Source organism: Candidatus Pelagibacter sp. Uisw_094, assembly GCF_047729535.1.
GTDB lineage: Bacteria > Pseudomonadota > Alphaproteobacteria > Pelagibacterales > Pelagibacteraceae > Pelagibacter.
The window spans coordinates 676,447-690,282 of record NZ_CP159823.1 but is presented as its reverse complement, the minus strand read 5'-3'; the positions used below and the strand labels follow the sequence as shown (position 1 = coordinate 690,282).

19 protein-coding genes and 1 riboswitch are annotated in these 13,836 nt (G+C 29.2%); of the genes, 16 read left to right on the top strand and 3 right to left on the bottom strand.

Annotated features, from left to right (window positions below):
• From ABXT72_RS03720 to ABXT72_RS03710, 3 genes are all read left to right on the top strand, one after another.
• Positions 1–405 (top strand): transcription antitermination factor NusB, encoded by a 405-nt coding sequence (locus ABXT72_RS03720; RefSeq protein ID WP_415277644.1) that lies wholly within the window; start codon positions 1–3, stop codon positions 403–405.
• Entirely contained in the window at positions 398–1,357 is a 960-nt protein-coding gene (thiL, locus tag ABXT72_RS03715) for a thiamine-phosphate kinase (protein ID WP_415277643.1), read from the top strand. Before ABXT72_RS03720 ends, thiL begins: the two co-directional genes overlap by 8 nt.
• An 89-nt stretch (positions 1,358–1,446) precedes the next feature.
• Complete coding sequence (locus ABXT72_RS03710) at positions 1,447–3,552, top strand: sodium-translocating pyrophosphatase (RefSeq protein ID WP_415277642.1); 2,106 nt, start codon at positions 1,447–1,449, stop codon at positions 3,550–3,552.
• A 10-nt stretch (positions 3,553–3,562) separates the two neighbouring features.
• On the opposite strand, the gene bamE is transcribed toward ABXT72_RS03710, so the two are convergent.
• On the bottom strand, positions 3,563–4,024 hold the full coding sequence (bamE, locus tag ABXT72_RS03705) for an outer membrane protein assembly factor BamE (RefSeq protein WP_415277641.1): 462 nt from the start codon (positions 4,022–4,024) through the stop codon (positions 3,563–3,565).
• On the opposite strand from bamE, the gene ABXT72_RS03700 reads away from it, so the two are divergent.
• The 6 genes from ABXT72_RS03700 to ABXT72_RS03675 are packed head-to-tail and all read left to right on the top strand — an operon-like array spanning position 4,023 to position 6,561.
• Positions 4,023–4,490, top strand: coding sequence for a ubiquinol-cytochrome C chaperone family protein (locus ABXT72_RS03700; RefSeq protein WP_415277640.1), 468 nt, complete (start codon positions 4,023–4,025; stop codon positions 4,488–4,490). The genes bamE and ABXT72_RS03700 overlap by 2 nt on opposite strands.
• A 7-nt stretch (positions 4,491–4,497) precedes the next feature.
• Complete coding sequence (gene rpmF, locus ABXT72_RS03695; RefSeq protein ID WP_011282128.1) at positions 4,498–4,680, top strand: 50S ribosomal protein L32; 183 nt, start codon at positions 4,498–4,500, stop codon at positions 4,678–4,680.
• Between the two features lie 14 nt (positions 4,681–4,694).
• Positions 4,695–5,699, top strand: a complete 1,005-nt coding sequence (plsX, locus tag ABXT72_RS03690; RefSeq protein ID WP_415279145.1) for a phosphate acyltransferase PlsX — start codon at positions 4,695–4,697, stop codon at positions 5,697–5,699.
• A complete protein-coding gene (locus ABXT72_RS03685) occupies positions 5,699–6,001 on the top strand; it encodes an HU family DNA-binding protein (protein ID WP_271493085.1) in 303 nt (100 codons plus the stop codon). Before plsX ends, ABXT72_RS03685 begins: the two co-directional genes overlap by 1 nt.
• Positions 5,991–6,368 carry a MerR family transcriptional regulator gene (locus tag ABXT72_RS03680; RefSeq protein WP_415279144.1) on the top strand — a complete coding sequence of 126 codons (378 nt, stop codon included), beginning with the start codon at positions 5,991–5,993 and terminating at the stop codon, positions 6,366–6,368. Before ABXT72_RS03685 ends, ABXT72_RS03680 begins: the two co-directional genes overlap by 11 nt.
• Before the next feature lies 1 nt (position 6,369).
• The gene (locus tag ABXT72_RS03675) at positions 6,370–6,561 is read left to right on the top strand and encodes a 50S ribosomal protein L33 (RefSeq protein ID WP_006996892.1); all 192 of its coding nucleotides are present in this window, start codon (positions 6,370–6,372) and stop codon (positions 6,559–6,561) included.
• 2 nt (positions 6,562–6,563) lie between these two features.
• Here the strand turns inward: ABXT72_RS03675 and ABXT72_RS03670 are convergent, their stop codons facing one another.
• Positions 6,564–6,854, bottom strand: a complete 291-nt coding sequence (locus ABXT72_RS03670) for a chorismate mutase (protein ID WP_415279142.1) — start codon at positions 6,852–6,854, stop codon at positions 6,564–6,566.
• 42 nt (positions 6,855–6,896) lie between these two features.
• Between ABXT72_RS03670 and ABXT72_RS03665 the strand changes: the two genes are divergently transcribed.
• A complete protein-coding gene (locus tag ABXT72_RS03665; RefSeq protein ID WP_415279140.1) occupies positions 6,897–7,916 on the top strand; it encodes a COX15/CtaA family protein in 1,020 nt (339 codons plus the stop codon).
• Here ABXT72_RS03665 and ABXT72_RS03660 read toward each other — a convergent pair.
• Entirely contained in the window at positions 7,900–9,240 is a 1,341-nt protein-coding gene (locus ABXT72_RS03660; protein ID WP_415279139.1) for an O-acetylhomoserine aminocarboxypropyltransferase/cysteine synthase family protein, read from the bottom strand. The genes ABXT72_RS03665 and ABXT72_RS03660 overlap by 17 nt on opposite strands.
• A 4-nt stretch (positions 9,241–9,244) precedes the next feature.
• Positions 9,245–9,313, bottom strand: a riboswitch (SAM riboswitch).
• Between the two features lie 138 nt (positions 9,314–9,451).
• Between ABXT72_RS03660 and rplM the strand changes: the two genes are divergently transcribed.
• Genes rplM through ABXT72_RS03630 form a run of 6 tightly spaced genes read left to right on the top strand, consistent with a single transcriptional unit; the run spans position 9,452 to position 13,834 of the window.
• Entirely contained in the window at positions 9,452–9,913 is a 462-nt protein-coding gene (rplM, locus tag ABXT72_RS03655) for a 50S ribosomal protein L13 (protein WP_415279138.1), read from the top strand.
• A gap of 1 nt (position 9,914) precedes the next feature.
• Positions 9,915–10,364, top strand: a complete 450-nt coding sequence (gene rpsI, locus ABXT72_RS03650; RefSeq protein WP_415279136.1) for a 30S ribosomal protein S9 — start codon at positions 9,915–9,917, stop codon at positions 10,362–10,364.
• Between the two features lie 34 nt (positions 10,365–10,398).
• Positions 10,399–11,421: an N-acetyl-gamma-glutamyl-phosphate reductase gene (gene argC / locus ABXT72_RS03645; protein ID WP_415279135.1), complete on the top strand. Its 1,023-nt coding sequence runs from the start codon at positions 10,399–10,401 to the stop codon at positions 11,419–11,421.
• Positions 11,418–11,642, top strand: a complete 225-nt coding sequence (locus tag ABXT72_RS03640; protein ID WP_415279134.1) for a hypothetical protein — start codon at positions 11,418–11,420, stop codon at positions 11,640–11,642. The genes argC and ABXT72_RS03640 overlap by 4 nt, the downstream gene beginning before the upstream one ends.
• The gene (locus tag ABXT72_RS03635) at positions 11,643–12,935 is read left to right on the top strand and encodes a homoserine dehydrogenase (protein ID WP_415279133.1); all 1,293 of its coding nucleotides are present in this window, start codon (positions 11,643–11,645) and stop codon (positions 12,933–12,935) included. It begins immediately after the preceding gene.
• A complete protein-coding gene (locus tag ABXT72_RS03630) occupies positions 12,935–13,834 on the top strand; it encodes an AEC family transporter (protein WP_415279131.1) in 900 nt (299 codons plus the stop codon). Before ABXT72_RS03635 ends, ABXT72_RS03630 begins: the two co-directional genes overlap by 1 nt.
• Positions 13,835–13,836 lie beyond the last annotated feature (2 nt).

Here is a 13,836-nt window from a genome sequence, read left to right as displayed (position 1 = left end):
ATGAGAACTCCATACAATCCCAACCAAAGTCCAAGGGTTATAATTATCCAAAAATTATATGGAAATTTTTTTAATGATGACACAGATTTAACTTTTCCTAAACATAGGTTTAAAAAGTTTATTAAGGATGTGGTTTTAGGTACAATAGAAAGAGATGAAGTGATTAAAGAAGAGGTTAAAAAATATTTAAGTGAAGATATTCAGCTAACTAATTTAGATAAAGTTTTTCAAATAATTGTTAAATCAGCTATATTCGAATTTCTATATAAGCCAAAAGTATCTACAAAAATAATTATTAAAGAATATCTTGATGCATCAAACTACTTTTTAGAAGATGGTCAAACCAAATATCTAAATGCGATATTAGACAAAATAGCTAAAAAAATAAGAACAACTAATGCATGAATTTGAATTAATAAAAAATTACTTTCAAAAACTTTCCACAAAATCTCCTAGTGCCCTAAATTTAAATGATGATGTTTTTTTTGATAAAAAAAATAGATTAGCAGTATCAGTTGATACATATATAGAAGGAAATCATTTCATAGATTTTAAAAGACCTGAGCTTGTTATTAAAAAGATAATTAGATCGTCAATATCAGATCTTATTTGTAAAGGTGTTAAGCCAAAATATTATTTTATTTCAGGGTCAGGTAATAAAAAAAGTTTTTCTAAATCAAATTTATCAAAAATCAGCAAAGCACTTAACCAAGAACAAAATAAATATAAGATATTTTTAAGTGGTGGAGATACAGTTTTTTCAAATAAGTTAAGTTTTACAATTACCTCAATTGGTTTTGCTAATAATATTATCTATAGAAATAAAGCTAAAATTAATGATGATATTTATGTATCTGGCAATCTAGGTGATAGTTATTTGGGTTTATTAGTTTTAAAAAATAAAATTAAACTTAATCAGCGATTAAAAAAATATTTTATTAACCAGTATTTTATGCCAAATATTCAATTACAATTAACAGACAAAATTAAGAAATTTGCCAACACGTCAATTGATATCTCTGATGGATTATTAGCGGATCTTGATAAAATGATTAATAGTCAAAAATTATCATACAAACTTTTTTTAAAAGATATTCCAATTTCAGATAACCTTAAAAAAGTACTTGATTTTAAGAAACTACCTAAGATCAACTATATTTCTAATGGTGATGATTATCAGATTTTATTTACGGCCTCAAAAAACAAGATGGGAATCATAAAGAAAATAGCCTCTAATTGTAGAGTTAAGCTCACAAAAATTGGCTCAATCCAAAGCTATGTTGAAAAATCATCCATTATTGGTGGCAAAAATCTTGAAATATCCCTTAAAAACAAAGGTTATTTTCATAAGTTTTAGTAAGTTAAATATTGCCTTTTATTGCTTTTTTTGTATTGTCCGGACTTTAAATAATAAAATTTTAACAACCAAACAACTAAAAAGGCATCATGAACTCACTTATTGAAACAATATTACTTTACACCATAGCAGCAGGATCACTTGCAATCGTTTATGGTTTTTTTACTGGTTTAAATATTCTTAATCTAAGTGCTGGAAATGCAAAAATGCAAGAAATTGCATCTGCAATTCAGATTGGAGCTAAAGCTTACCTAACAAGACAATATAAAACGATAGCCGTGGTTGGAGTTGTTGTTTTAGTCATTATTTGTGTTGTGTTTAGCCCTTTAGTTGGTCTTGGTTATTTTATTGGTGCAACACTATCTGGAATAGCTGGATATGTTGGAATGTTAGTTTCGGTTCAAGCTAATGTTAGAACTGCTGAAGCTTCGAGAAAAGGTTTAGCGAGTGGTCTTGCTGTAGCTTTTAAATCAGGTGCTGTTACAGGAATGCTTGTTGCTGGTTTAGCTTTATTAGCTATAGCAGTTTATTATTATATTTTATTAAGAATGGGAGTTGCTGATAGAGAGGTAGTTAATGCATTAGTTGCATTAGGATTTGGTGCTTCGTTAATATCAATTTTTGCAAGATTAGGTGGTGGAATTTTTACTAAAGGTGCTGATGTTGGTGCTGACTTAGTTGGTAAAGTTGAAGCTGGAATACCTGAAGATGATCCTAGAAACCCAGCAGTTATTGCAGACAATGTTGGAGACAATGTAGGTGACTGTGCTGGAATGGCGGCAGATTTATTTGAAACTTATGCTGTAACTATTGTTGCAACAATGGTTTTATCTTCAATATTTTTTGTAGGTGATATGAATATGATGATCTACCCTTTAACAATTGGTGGTGCTTGTATTTTAACTTCAATTTTAGGAACTTTCTTTGTTAAACTTGGAAGAAGCAAGAATGTTATGAATGCTTTATATAAAGGATTTGTTGTCTCTGCCGTTTCTTCATTATTAATTTTATACCCTGTAACTGATTATGTAATTGGTTTTGCGAGCGAGTATAGTGTTAATGGTAAAAGCTTTACCGGTATGAGCTTATATTATTGTGGAATAATTGGTTTAGTTATTACTGGTTTATTAATTTGGATCACAGAATACTACACTGGAACAGAATATAGACCAGTAAGAAGTATTGCAAAATCTTCAACAACAGGACATGGAACAAATGTTATTCAAGGATTAGCTGTTTCTATGGAAGCTACAGCAATACCTGCATTAATTATTGTTGCTGGGATTTTAGCTACAAACTCAATTGCTGGTCTTTATGGTATTGCAATATCTGTTACTACAATGTTAGCTTTAGCTGGAATGGTTGTTGCTCTTGATGCTTATGGTCCTGTAACTGATAATGCTGGCGGTATTGCTGAAATGGCTAAATTACCTAATAATGTGAGAAAGACCACTGATGCATTGGATGCAGTAGGTAACACAACTAAAGCTGTTACCAAAGGTTACGCAATTGGTTCAGCTGGTTTAGGTGCGCTAGTTTTATTTGCAGCTTACGTTGAAGATATTAAGCATTTTTCTGGAACGGCAGGATCCAAATTAGAGGGAATAGTTGTAACCTTTGATTTAACTAATCCTTATGTTGTTGTTGGTTTATTAATTGGTGGAATGCTTCCATATTTATTTGGATCAATGGGCATGCAAGCTGTTGGTAGAGCAGGTGGAGCTGTAGTTGTAGAAGTCAGAAGGCAATTTAAAAAGTTCCCAGGAATTATGAAGGGTACTCAAAAACCAGATTATGCAAAACTTGTTGATTTATTAACTCAAGCTGCAATTAAAGAGATGGTAATACCATCTTTACTGCCAGTTCTATCCCCAATAGTTTTATATTTTGTGATTCTACCTATCGGTGGTCAAGCTGAAGCGTTAGCTGCTGTTGGTGCAATGTTACTTGGTGTGATCATAACAGGTCTGTTTGTTGCTGTTTCAATGACTGCAGGTGGCGGAGCTTGGGATAATGCTAAGAAATATATTGAAGATGGAAATCATGGTGGAAAAGGTTCTGAAGCTCATAAAGCTGCAGTGACTGGAGATACTGTTGGAGACCCATACAAAGATACTGCTGGTCCTGCTGTAAACCCGATGATTAAAATTACTAATATTGTAGCTTTATTATTGTTGGCTGTAATTGCTGGATAAAAGAATAAGTTTATCTTTTTCTTTTACCTAAGGGGTCGTTAATTTTCTGTCTCATACTGGATAGGAAGTCGTATACAAATGTATTTTTCTTGTATTGACTTTCAGTAGTTTGCTCTGCAAATTTTAATTCTTGCATATTATTGAGATCTAGAAATTCTTTTGTTTCTAGAAGACCCATATTATTGATCTCTAATAGTAGAACGTTATTAACTATAATTCTTTCGCTACCAAATTTTGTAAGAGATGAATTGTCAGTTTTTCTTTCAATATAAATCCATAAATCATTGTCAAAAGTACTTTTTGTTGATGGTGAACCTAATAATTTTAAAATATCGTTTTTATTTGACTGATTAACAGTAAGCTTTTCTTGTTTTTTATTTAAAAAATGAACACCATGATGCTTTTCAACTTTTTTTAAAGTACAAGCTGAAATAAATAATGATATTATAATAAATATAAATAATTTTCTCATGGATAAAAACTACATAAATATTTACAACAATTTAGTTAAATTAACTAGAAATAAAGATTTGTATAAAGATTTTAAAAATCAAGATACTTTTTCTGATAGATTGATATTCTTTTTACTTCATTTCGCTTTCTTTTTGAAAGTTTATAAGGAAAATAATGATAAAAAACTACTTCAAGAAATTTATGATTTCACCTTTAGACAAGTAGAATTAAGCATCAGAGAAATTGGTTATGGTGACCAATCAATTAATAAAAAAATGAAAGATTACTTAAACTTATTTTATGGAATGATTGATAAAATTCACAGATGGGATGAATTAGATATAGAATCTAGAAACTCTATTTTAGTAAATTTTTTAGATAATTCATCTAATATTGAGTATTTGGTTAAATATTTTGAAAATTATAGGTTAAATTTAAAAAATAATACTTTAAATTCTTATATAAAAGGTGTAGTTAAGCATTAATTTTATTATGGCTGTACCTAAACGAAAACAATCACCGTCAAGAACTGGAATGAGGAGAGCTCAGAATATGAAGTTCAAATCTACTAATATTGTTGAGGATAAAAAATCTGGAGAATACAGATTACCTCATCACTTAGATCTAAAGACTGGCATGTACAGAGGTAGACAAGTTTTAGATCCTAAGGAATAAAAGTCCAAAATTAAATGAGTAAAATAATAAAAATTGCAGTTGATGCAATGGGTGGAGATAATTCACCAAAAAAAATTATAGAAGGAATTAATCATCACTATAAAAGCAACACCAATACTTTTTATCAAATTTTTGGTGATAAGGAAAAAATCCAAAATTGTATTAATGACCTGTTACCCTCATCTTCATTTGAAATAATTCATACTAAAGATGTAGTTAGAGGAACCGATAGCCCTTTAGAGGGAGCCAAAAGAGGAAAAAACACTAGTATGTGGTTAGCCATACAAAGTGTAAAGGAAAAAAAATCCGATATAGTTATTTCAGCTGGTAATACTGGGGCATTACTTGTCATTTCAAAACTTAACCTAAAGATGATTGAAAATATTGATAAACCAGCACTCTCTGCTTTATGGCCAAATAAAAAAAATATGAGTGTTGTGTTAGATTTGGGGGCAAATATAGAATGTAGCCCAAAAAACTTAATTGACTTTTCTATTATGGGATCTTCATTGTTTAAATCTCTATATCCAGATGACACAGCAAAAGTTGCCTTATTAAATATTGGATCAGAAGAACTTAAAGGAAATGAAATAATAAAAGAAACTTATCAGCAGCTTAATCAACGAAATAATACTGGTTTTGAATTTAAAGGTTATATCGAAGGTAATCAGTTAATGAATGGCGATGTAAATGTTATTGTTGCAGATGGATTTACTGGAAATGTTGCTTTAAAAACAGCTGAGGGTACTGCAAACTTTATTACTAGTGAATTAAAGAAAGCTATGACAGGTAATATTATTGGTAAAATTTCATCATTATTAAACATTTCAAATTTAAAAAAATTTAAAGCAAGACTAGATCCAAGACTTTACAATGGTGCAATCTTTATAGGTTTGGATTCTCCAGTTATTAAAAGCCATGGTGGAACAGATTATATAGGCTTTTCAAACTCTTTAAGTGTTTGTACTAGAATTGTTAGTGGTAATTTAATAGAAAAGATAAGAAACAACATCAGTTAATGCAAAGAACTAACTTAACAAAAAAAGACCTTATAAACTCAATTTATATGCAAATTGGTTTTTCAAAAAATATATCTGAAAATTTGATTGATGATTTTCTAATCACAATAGTAGAAAATTTAAAAAAAGAAAAAAAATTAAAGCTCTCAAAATTCGGTACTTTTTCTATAAGAGCCAAAAAAAGTAGAATTGGACGAAATCCTAAAACAAAAGAACAAACAACCATTTCCAATAGAGATGTTGTTTTATTTAAAGCTTCTAAGGAATTTAAAGATTTGGTAAATTCTAAGAATGATTCATAAAAATAATGATGCTTATAAATCAATAGGCGAGGTTGCTAAAATTCTTGATCTTGTAAATAAGAAAAAAGGAACCCTGAATACTCATACTATTCGTTTTTGGGAGAAGGAATTTAAGCAAATTAAGCCAAAAATTTTAAATGGGAACAGGAGGTATTATAACAATGATACAATAGAGGTTTTAAAAAAAGTTAAATATCTTCTTAAAGATCAGGGAATGACAATTATTGGTGTTAAAAAAGTTCTTAATTTTGATAAATCATTAAAACTTGACGAATTACCAAATAATTCTATAAATGCTGATTATAGTATAAAAAATAAAATTAAGAAGATTTCTGAACTAATAAAAAAGATTAAAAACTTAAAATAATATGGCTAAAAAAACACACGTTAAAGTTAGATTAGTACCAGAGGCTAAACCGGATAGTCCATTTTTTTATTATGTTAAAAAACCAGCAGGTGGTGAAAAAGCTAAAGTTAAATTATCTGCTAAGAAATATAATCCTTCTACAAGAAAACATGAAATGTTTGTGGAAAAAAAATTACCTCCACACAGTAAATAGTATTATTTTTTTCTAAAATTTCTTTTTTCGTAATCAATAAAAGACCAAATCATATTTTTCCATATTCTATTTGTAATTTTTGGATCTATATTAGTTTGTATTGATTTTTTTTTAATCTTTTTAAGAATAAAATGGATCCTTTTTTGATCAATTATTTCTTTCTTATGTATTTTTACTTTTAATACCTGATTAACTAGGGATGATCTTTTTTTGATTAATTTAAGTAAATCATTATCAAGTCTATCAAGCTTTATTCTTATCTGATTTAGTTTTTTTTTATTAGTAGGCGACATTTATTCAATTGGTTATTAAGATAATTATTATAAGTATAATTTATGTTTGTAAATAGCGACAACTATATAAAATATTTAAAATTGTGGTTAATAACTTTATTTTCATTAATTATTCTCATGGTAGCGGTTGGTGGTCTTACTAGATTAACTGATTCAGGTCTATCAATCACCGCTTGGGAGCTCTTTACTGGAATACTACCACCATTTAATATTAGTGAGTGGAATTTTTATTTTTCAGAGTACAAAAAAATACCTGAATATAAAAATATTAATTACGGTATGTCTTTAGATGAGTTTAAAGTAATTTTCTATTGGGAGTATGCCCATAGGTTGTTAGCAAGATTTGTTGGTCTCTTTACATTGCTCCCTTTACTTTTCTTTAGTTTATATTTTAAAAATACCCCACATTATGCAAATAAATATTATTGGATATTTTTCCTTGTGTGTCTTCAAGGGTTTATTGGTTGGTATATGGTCTCTAGTGGATTAATTGAAAATAATGACGTTAGTCACTTTAGACTTAGCATTCATTTATCTTTAGCTTTATTCATCCTATGTTTAATTTTCTGGTATATTTTAGATATTTATAAAACTAAAAAATTTCATAAAAGAATTCCAAATCTACTTTTATTATTTATACTAAAGTTGATAGTTTTACAGATTGTATTGGGTGCTTTTTTATCGGGCTTAGATGGTGGTCTTATCTATAATTCATGGCCTGATATGAATGGTAGCTTTTTTCCAAATGATGTTGGTTATAACGATGTAATTAATACTCAATTATTTAACAACCCATCAATTGTTCAATTTCTACATAGAATTACAGCTTATTTACTTTTATTTTTTATTATTATTTTAAATTATCTTTATATAAAAAATAATTATGAAACTAAAAATATTATACTATTTGATATTGCAATATTGCTTCAGATCTTTTTGGGAATTATAACCTTACTATCTGGTGTAGAGATTAAATATGCATCACTACACCAGTTAGGTTCAATTTTTGTATTAACTACTTATCTTGTAATTGTATATAAAAACTCTAACCAACAGCTTTAGCTTTATCAATGTCTTCAATATTATCTGTTCTTTTTAGAGCTTGCTCTAAATCTTCAATGATGTCGTCAATATGCTCAAGACCAATACACAGCCTCACATATCCTGGTGTTACACCTGAAGCTAAAAGCTCTTCTTCATTTAATTGACTATGTGTTGTTGTTGCGGGATGTATTGCTAGACTTCTAGCATCACCAATATTTGCTACATGATAAAACATTTTTAAAGCTTCTATAAACTTTTTACCAGCTTCAATACCCCCCTTTAACTCGATACCAACTAAAGCACCATTTCCACCGTTTAGGTATTTTTTAGCTCTATTTCCAATTTCACCTTTGTATTGATTTGGATAAATAACTCTGGAAACTTCAGTATGTTTAACTAAATAGTCGACAACCTTTTCAGCATTTGAGCAATGTTGTTTCATTCTTAAAGCTACAGTTTCAAGTCCTTGGATTAATCCAAATGCATTATCAGGAGATAATGCTGCACCCAAATCTCTTAATAAGACAACTCTAGCTCTAACTGCAAAAGAAACGTTCGCACCAGTTAACTCGGGTACTACTTTACCCCATACCGCACCACCATAACTTGCATCAGGTTCATTAAATAGGGGCTGTCTTTTAGGATCTGCTGTCCAATCAAAATTACCACCATCGATTAAAGCTCCACCTACAACTGTACCATGTCCACCTATATATTTAGTAAGTGAATAAACAACTATAGCAGCACCGTGCTCTAAGGGCTTACATAGAACGGGAGAAGCCGTATTATCCATTATTAGTGGTATGTTATATTTTCTACCTATGTCAGATACTTCTTTAATAGGAAAAACTCTTAAGTACGGATTCGGTAAAGTTTCTCCATAAAATGCTCTAGTTTTATCATCTATGGCTTTTTCAAAGTTTTTAGGATCAGCAGGATCTGCATACCTAACTTCTATTCCAAGTTTACTTAAAGTGTGTGTAAATAAAGAAACTGTTCCGCCATAAAGATCGGTAGAGCTAACAATATTGTCTCCTGCTTTTGCAACGTTTAAAATTGAAAAAGTTGATGCTGTTTGACCGGATGATACTGTTAAACAAGCTAAGCCCCCCTCTAATGCAGCAAGTCTTTTTTCTAGGGCATCATTAGTAGGATTCATTATTCTTGTGTAGATATTACCAAACTCTTTTAAAGCAAATAAGTTTGCAGCATGTTCAGTACTATCAAATTGATAGGAAGTTGTTCTGTAAATTGGAACAGCTACAGCTTTAGTTGTTGGATCACTTCTGTAATCACCACCATGTATGGCTATAGTCTCAGGGTTTTGTCTTTTTGTGCTCATCTCAATACTCCTTTTTTAGTACTTTTGCTTAATGCAAGGCGTACAATACAGTTCAAATGCGCCTACCGATAATGTGAGTAAAAATCCTTTTTAGCATTAACTAGCCTGCAATAGGAACAAATCGGCCTAATCAAACTATCATTTAAGCATGATATTACAAGGGAAATATAAAATTGACATTATATCTAATAATAGTATTAATCCTCGCACAATGACAAAATTTCTAAAACAAAGTGAATTAACTAGTAACTGGTTCGAAATCGATGCAAAAAACGCTGTAGTTGGAAGACTTGCATCTATAATAGCCATGATTGTTAGAGGAAAAAACAAAACTACTTTTACACCTCACATGGATGATGGTGATTTTGTTGTAGTTAAAAACGTCGAGCAAGCAAAGTTCACTGGAAAAAAATTCAAAGATAAAAAGTATTATAGACATACTGGTCACCCTGGTGGAATTAAAGAAATTACTCCTGAAAAATTATTAGAAAAAAACAAACCTGGTGAGACACTAAAATTAGCTGTTAAAAGAATGTTACCGGGAGGAGTTCTTGGTAGAAAACAGCTAACTAAAGTAAAAATTTATGCTGGTGAAGAACACCCTCATGCAGCACAAAACCCAAAAATTTTAGACCTAGGTAAATTAAACAGTAAAAATTTAATAAGAAATTAATATGGAAACAGCAGCCGCACCAACTAAAGTATCTACAAAAAAACCCAAGATTAAATTAGATTTTAAAGATAGTAAATATGCAACCGGTAGAAGAAAAAAATCTATTGCAAAAATTTGGGTAAAAAAAGGTACTGGTAAAATTTATGTCAATGGCAGAACTATGGATGAATATTTCACTAGCGGAAGTCATAAAATGCAAATTACAAGACCATTCGAAATTATAAACCAAGCAACTGATTATGATGTGAGATGTAGTGTTGCAGGTGGAGGTCACACAGGTCAAGCTGGTGCAATGGTTCATGGTATTGCTAAAGCATTAATTTTATTTGATTCAGAGAATAGAGCGGTACTTAAGACAGAAAAGCTAAATACCAGAGACTCTAGATCAGTTGAAAGAAAAAAACCTGGTCGTAGAAAAGCTAGAAGAAGCTTCCAATTCTCAAAAAGATAATTCTTTTTTAACTCTAAACTGTTATAATAAAAAAATGCCTAAGCTTAATGTTTTAGTTGCTGGATCTACTGGTTATATTGGTGTTCAATTAATTAAATTATTAGTTAAACACAGCAATGTTAAGATTAAATATCTTTGTGGAAATTCCTCAGTTGGAAAAAATATCTCTAGTTATGAAAAGTCATTAAGTTCAAAAAAATTACCTAAAATAATCAAATACAATAAATCCCTTTTAAAAAACATAGATCTTATTTTTACAGCTTTACCTAATGGTGAGGCACAAAATATTTCAAATGATTTGTTAAATCATAATGTATTAATTGATTTAGCTGCAGACTTTAGACTTAATAAAGCATCAGACTATCTAAAATGGTACAAACAAAAACACAGATCTGTCAAAAATATTAAAAAATCAATTTATTCATTACCAGAAATAAATGGTGACGAAGTAAAGAAATTTAATATTATTGGATGCCCAGGTTGCTATCCAACTTCAATACTTCTAGCACTTATTCCTTTAGTAAAGAAAAATTTAATAAAAACAGATAATGTTATTATAGATTCAAAATCCGGTTACTCAGGAGCTGGTAGAGGTGTACATAATAAACATAAAGATAAAAACCTTTACGAGTCATTAAGTTCTTATGGTGTAGGTTTTCACAGACATAACTCAGAAATTCAGCAGGAAATTAATAACCACACTAAAAAGAAATTTTCTTTTACATTTACACCTCATCTAACACCAATGTTTAGAGGAATATTTAGCACTATTTATGTAGATCTTAACAAAGGTGTAAATATTAAAAAATTAGAAAATACTTTAAAGAGCAAATATTTAAAAAACAGATTCGTTAAAATTTTAAAAACAAATTCATTGGTAAGCACAAACGACGTAATTAACACAAATAATTGCTCTATAGTAATTTGTAAAACTAAGTATAAAAATAGAGTTATTATTTTATCTGTTATTGATAATCTAATTAAAGGTGGAGCAGGTCAAGCAATACAAAATATGAATATCAAATATGGTTTTAATGAAACAAAAGGATTAATTTGAAATATTTTTTTTTATCTTTAATTCTACTTTTAACCTCGTGCTCTCTAAGTAAGGACTCTGCTTACTTTAATAAATACCTAATAAAAAAATCTGCTGAAGATAGAAAACCATCTAAGATATTAATGAAAACTGATAATTATAAATCTATGACTTTTGATGAATTTAATCTTTTTCTTAAAGATTATTCAAATAAAGCAGAATACCCAGATATTAACCAATAGATGAAAAATATAATTAACATTGCTGTAGTTGGTCTAGGACAAGTTGGTATCTACTTGTTAAATGAGCTTAACATTAAAAAAAAAGATATTGAACTTAAGACGGGTAAAAAGATTAATGTAGTAGCTGTTTCAGCAAGAAATATTTTTAAAAAGAGAAGGTTTAAAATTAATAAGAAAATATTTTTTAAAAACCCATTAGAAATTTTTAATAAGACCAAAGTAGATATTTTATTTGAAGCTATAGGTATGTCGGACGGAATATTTAAAAAAGTTGTAGAAACTGCCTTAAAAAATAAAATACATGTAATCACTCCTAATAAAGCACTTATTTCTAAACATGGTGATTATCTGGGAAAGTTAGCTGAAGACAATGGTGTAAACTTAGAATTTGAAGCCTCTGTTGCAGGGGGTATTCCAATATTAAGAGCTATTAAAGAGGGACTTGCAACAAATAAAATTTTAAAAGTTTATGGAATTTTAAATGGAACTACCAATTATATACTTTCTGAGATGGAAAATTCTAACCAAAGTTTTTCTGAAGTTTTAAAAAAAGCTCAAAAACTTGGTTATGCTGAACCAGGTAATCCTAAATTAGATTTAAATGGTTTTGATGCCTTTGCTAAAGTTAGAATTTTATCTGCTTTAGCATTCAACAACAAAATATCAAAACACAAGTGTTTGATGGAGGGAATAGAAAAGATTGAACTAAAGGATATTAAAATTGCAAATCAATTGGATTTAAGAATTAAGCTTTTAGGTATTTCTGAACTAAAAAATAATCAACTTTTTGAAACTGTACATCCATGTCTTGTTAGCAAAAAATCTTATATTGGTAATGTTGGTGGTGTTATGAATGCGGTTATTATTGAAGGAAAACCAGTTGGAGAAAGTATTCTACAAGGAGAAGGGGCAGGCCCTGGTCCAACTTCATCTGCACTACTTTCAGATTTATTACTTATTTTAAAAGGTAATATTAACAATCCCTTCGGTGTGAGTGTTTCTAATCTGAAATCTTTAAAACCTTACAATATCAATAACTATACTAATTCATTGTACTTAAGATTTGAAGTTAAAGATAAACCTGGAGTATTATCACAAATTACAAATCGATTAGCAAAATACGATATATCCATAAAAAGACTTATCCAAACGCCTGATAAAAAAAATAATAAAGCAACGATTGTTATTATTACACACAAAACATCAGAACTTAATTCTATTAATTGTTTAGCTATATTTAAAAATAATAAAAATATTCTTAAAACACCTACATTGATAAGATTACTTGGTTAATGGATATATACGCTAAACTTTTTGAAGTTTTATTTCCAGTCTTTTTTATTGTCGCTATTGGTTATTTTTTAGGTAAAAAAAATCCTAAATTAGATACTTCTTTTATAGCAAATTTTGCAGCAAATATAGGTAGTCCAGCAATGGTTTTTTATGCTGTTACAACAACAGGGATATCTTTTGATATTTTTATTGAATATTTTTGGTATTCATTATTGGCAATTGCTGGGTTTGCCCTTACTGGTGTTATTTTTCTTAAATTTTTAAATAAAGATATCATAACTGAATTACCACCTTTTATTTTACCAAATACTGGCAACATGGGTCTTCCAATTTGTTTATTTGCTTATGGCAGTCAAGGCCTTGGTATAGCAGCAACAATCTCATCTCTAGTTATATTATTTCATTTTACCTTAGGAGTTTTTCTTGCTAGTAAAAAATTTGATTTAACTCTCTTATTTAGAAGTCCACCTTTTTATGCAATTATTATTTCAATTTTATTTTTATACTTCGATATAGAAACGCCAGTTTTTTTGATCAATACAACAATGATGCTTACTTATGCTGCTATATTTTTAATTTTGATGTCTTTAGGTATAGCATTAACGCGGTTTAAAGTTTTTTCATTTAAATCAGCTTTAATCTCATCTATAGCAAGGGTTATTATTGGTCCAATTATTGGTTTTTTTATTATAAAGACTTTTAATCTATCAGGATTTGCTGCAGGAGTTTTATTAATTCAGTGCTCAATGCCAAGTGCCGTTTTGACATATTTGGTTGGATCACTTTATTCTTCTAAAAAAGTTGTTGATAACATTGCTAGTATGATCGTTGTTTCAACTCTTATGTCATTTATTACAGTTCCAATAACTGTATTCTTTGCTTTAAAATACTTTTATTAAGA

Coding starts and splice junctions, on each gene's coding strand:
- ABXT72_RS03660 (WP_415279139.1), bottom strand. CDS start 9,240: ATGAGCACAAAAAGACAAAACCCTGAGACTATAGCCATACATGGTGGT.
- ABXT72_RS03700 (WP_415277640.1), top strand. CDS start 4,023: ATGGATAAAAACTACATAAATATTTACAACAATTTAGTTAAATTAACT.
- ABXT72_RS03685 (WP_271493085.1), top strand. CDS start 5,699: ATGCAAAGAACTAACTTAACAAAAAAAGACCTTATAAACTCAATTTAT.
- thiL (WP_415277643.1), top strand. CDS start 398: ATGCATGAATTTGAATTAATAAAAAATTACTTTCAAAAACTTTCCACA.
- ABXT72_RS03670 (WP_415279142.1), bottom strand. CDS start 6,854: ATGTCGCCTACTAATAAAAAAAAACTAAATCAGATAAGAATAAAGCTT.
- bamE (WP_415277641.1), bottom strand. CDS start 4,024: ATGAGAAAATTATTTATATTTATTATAATATCATTATTTATTTCAGCT.
- ABXT72_RS03635 (WP_415279133.1), top strand. CDS start 11,643: ATGAAAAATATAATTAACATTGCTGTAGTTGGTCTAGGACAAGTTGGT.
- rpsI (WP_415279136.1), top strand. CDS start 9,915: ATGGAAACAGCAGCCGCACCAACTAAAGTATCTACAAAAAAACCCAAG.
- ABXT72_RS03675 (WP_006996892.1), top strand. CDS start 6,370: ATGGCTAAAAAAACACACGTTAAAGTTAGATTAGTACCAGAGGCTAAA.
- ABXT72_RS03720 (WP_415277644.1), top strand. CDS start 1: ATGAGAACTCCATACAATCCCAACCAAAGTCCAAGGGTTATAATTATC.
- ABXT72_RS03665 (WP_415279140.1), top strand. CDS start 6,897: ATGTTTGTAAATAGCGACAACTATATAAAATATTTAAAATTGTGGTTA.
- ABXT72_RS03680 (WP_415279144.1), top strand. CDS start 5,991: ATGATTCATAAAAATAATGATGCTTATAAATCAATAGGCGAGGTTGCT.
- rplM (WP_415279138.1), top strand. CDS start 9,452: ATGACAAAATTTCTAAAACAAAGTGAATTAACTAGTAACTGGTTCGAA.
- rpmF (WP_011282128.1), top strand. CDS start 4,498: ATGGCTGTACCTAAACGAAAACAATCACCGTCAAGAACTGGAATGAGG.
- ABXT72_RS03630 (WP_415279131.1), top strand. CDS start 12,935: ATGGATATATACGCTAAACTTTTTGAAGTTTTATTTCCAGTCTTTTTT.
- ABXT72_RS03710 (WP_415277642.1), top strand. CDS start 1,447: ATGAACTCACTTATTGAAACAATATTACTTTACACCATAGCAGCAGGA.
- plsX (WP_415279145.1), top strand. CDS start 4,695: ATGAGTAAAATAATAAAAATTGCAGTTGATGCAATGGGTGGAGATAAT.
- argC (WP_415279135.1), top strand. CDS start 10,399: ATGCCTAAGCTTAATGTTTTAGTTGCTGGATCTACTGGTTATATTGGT.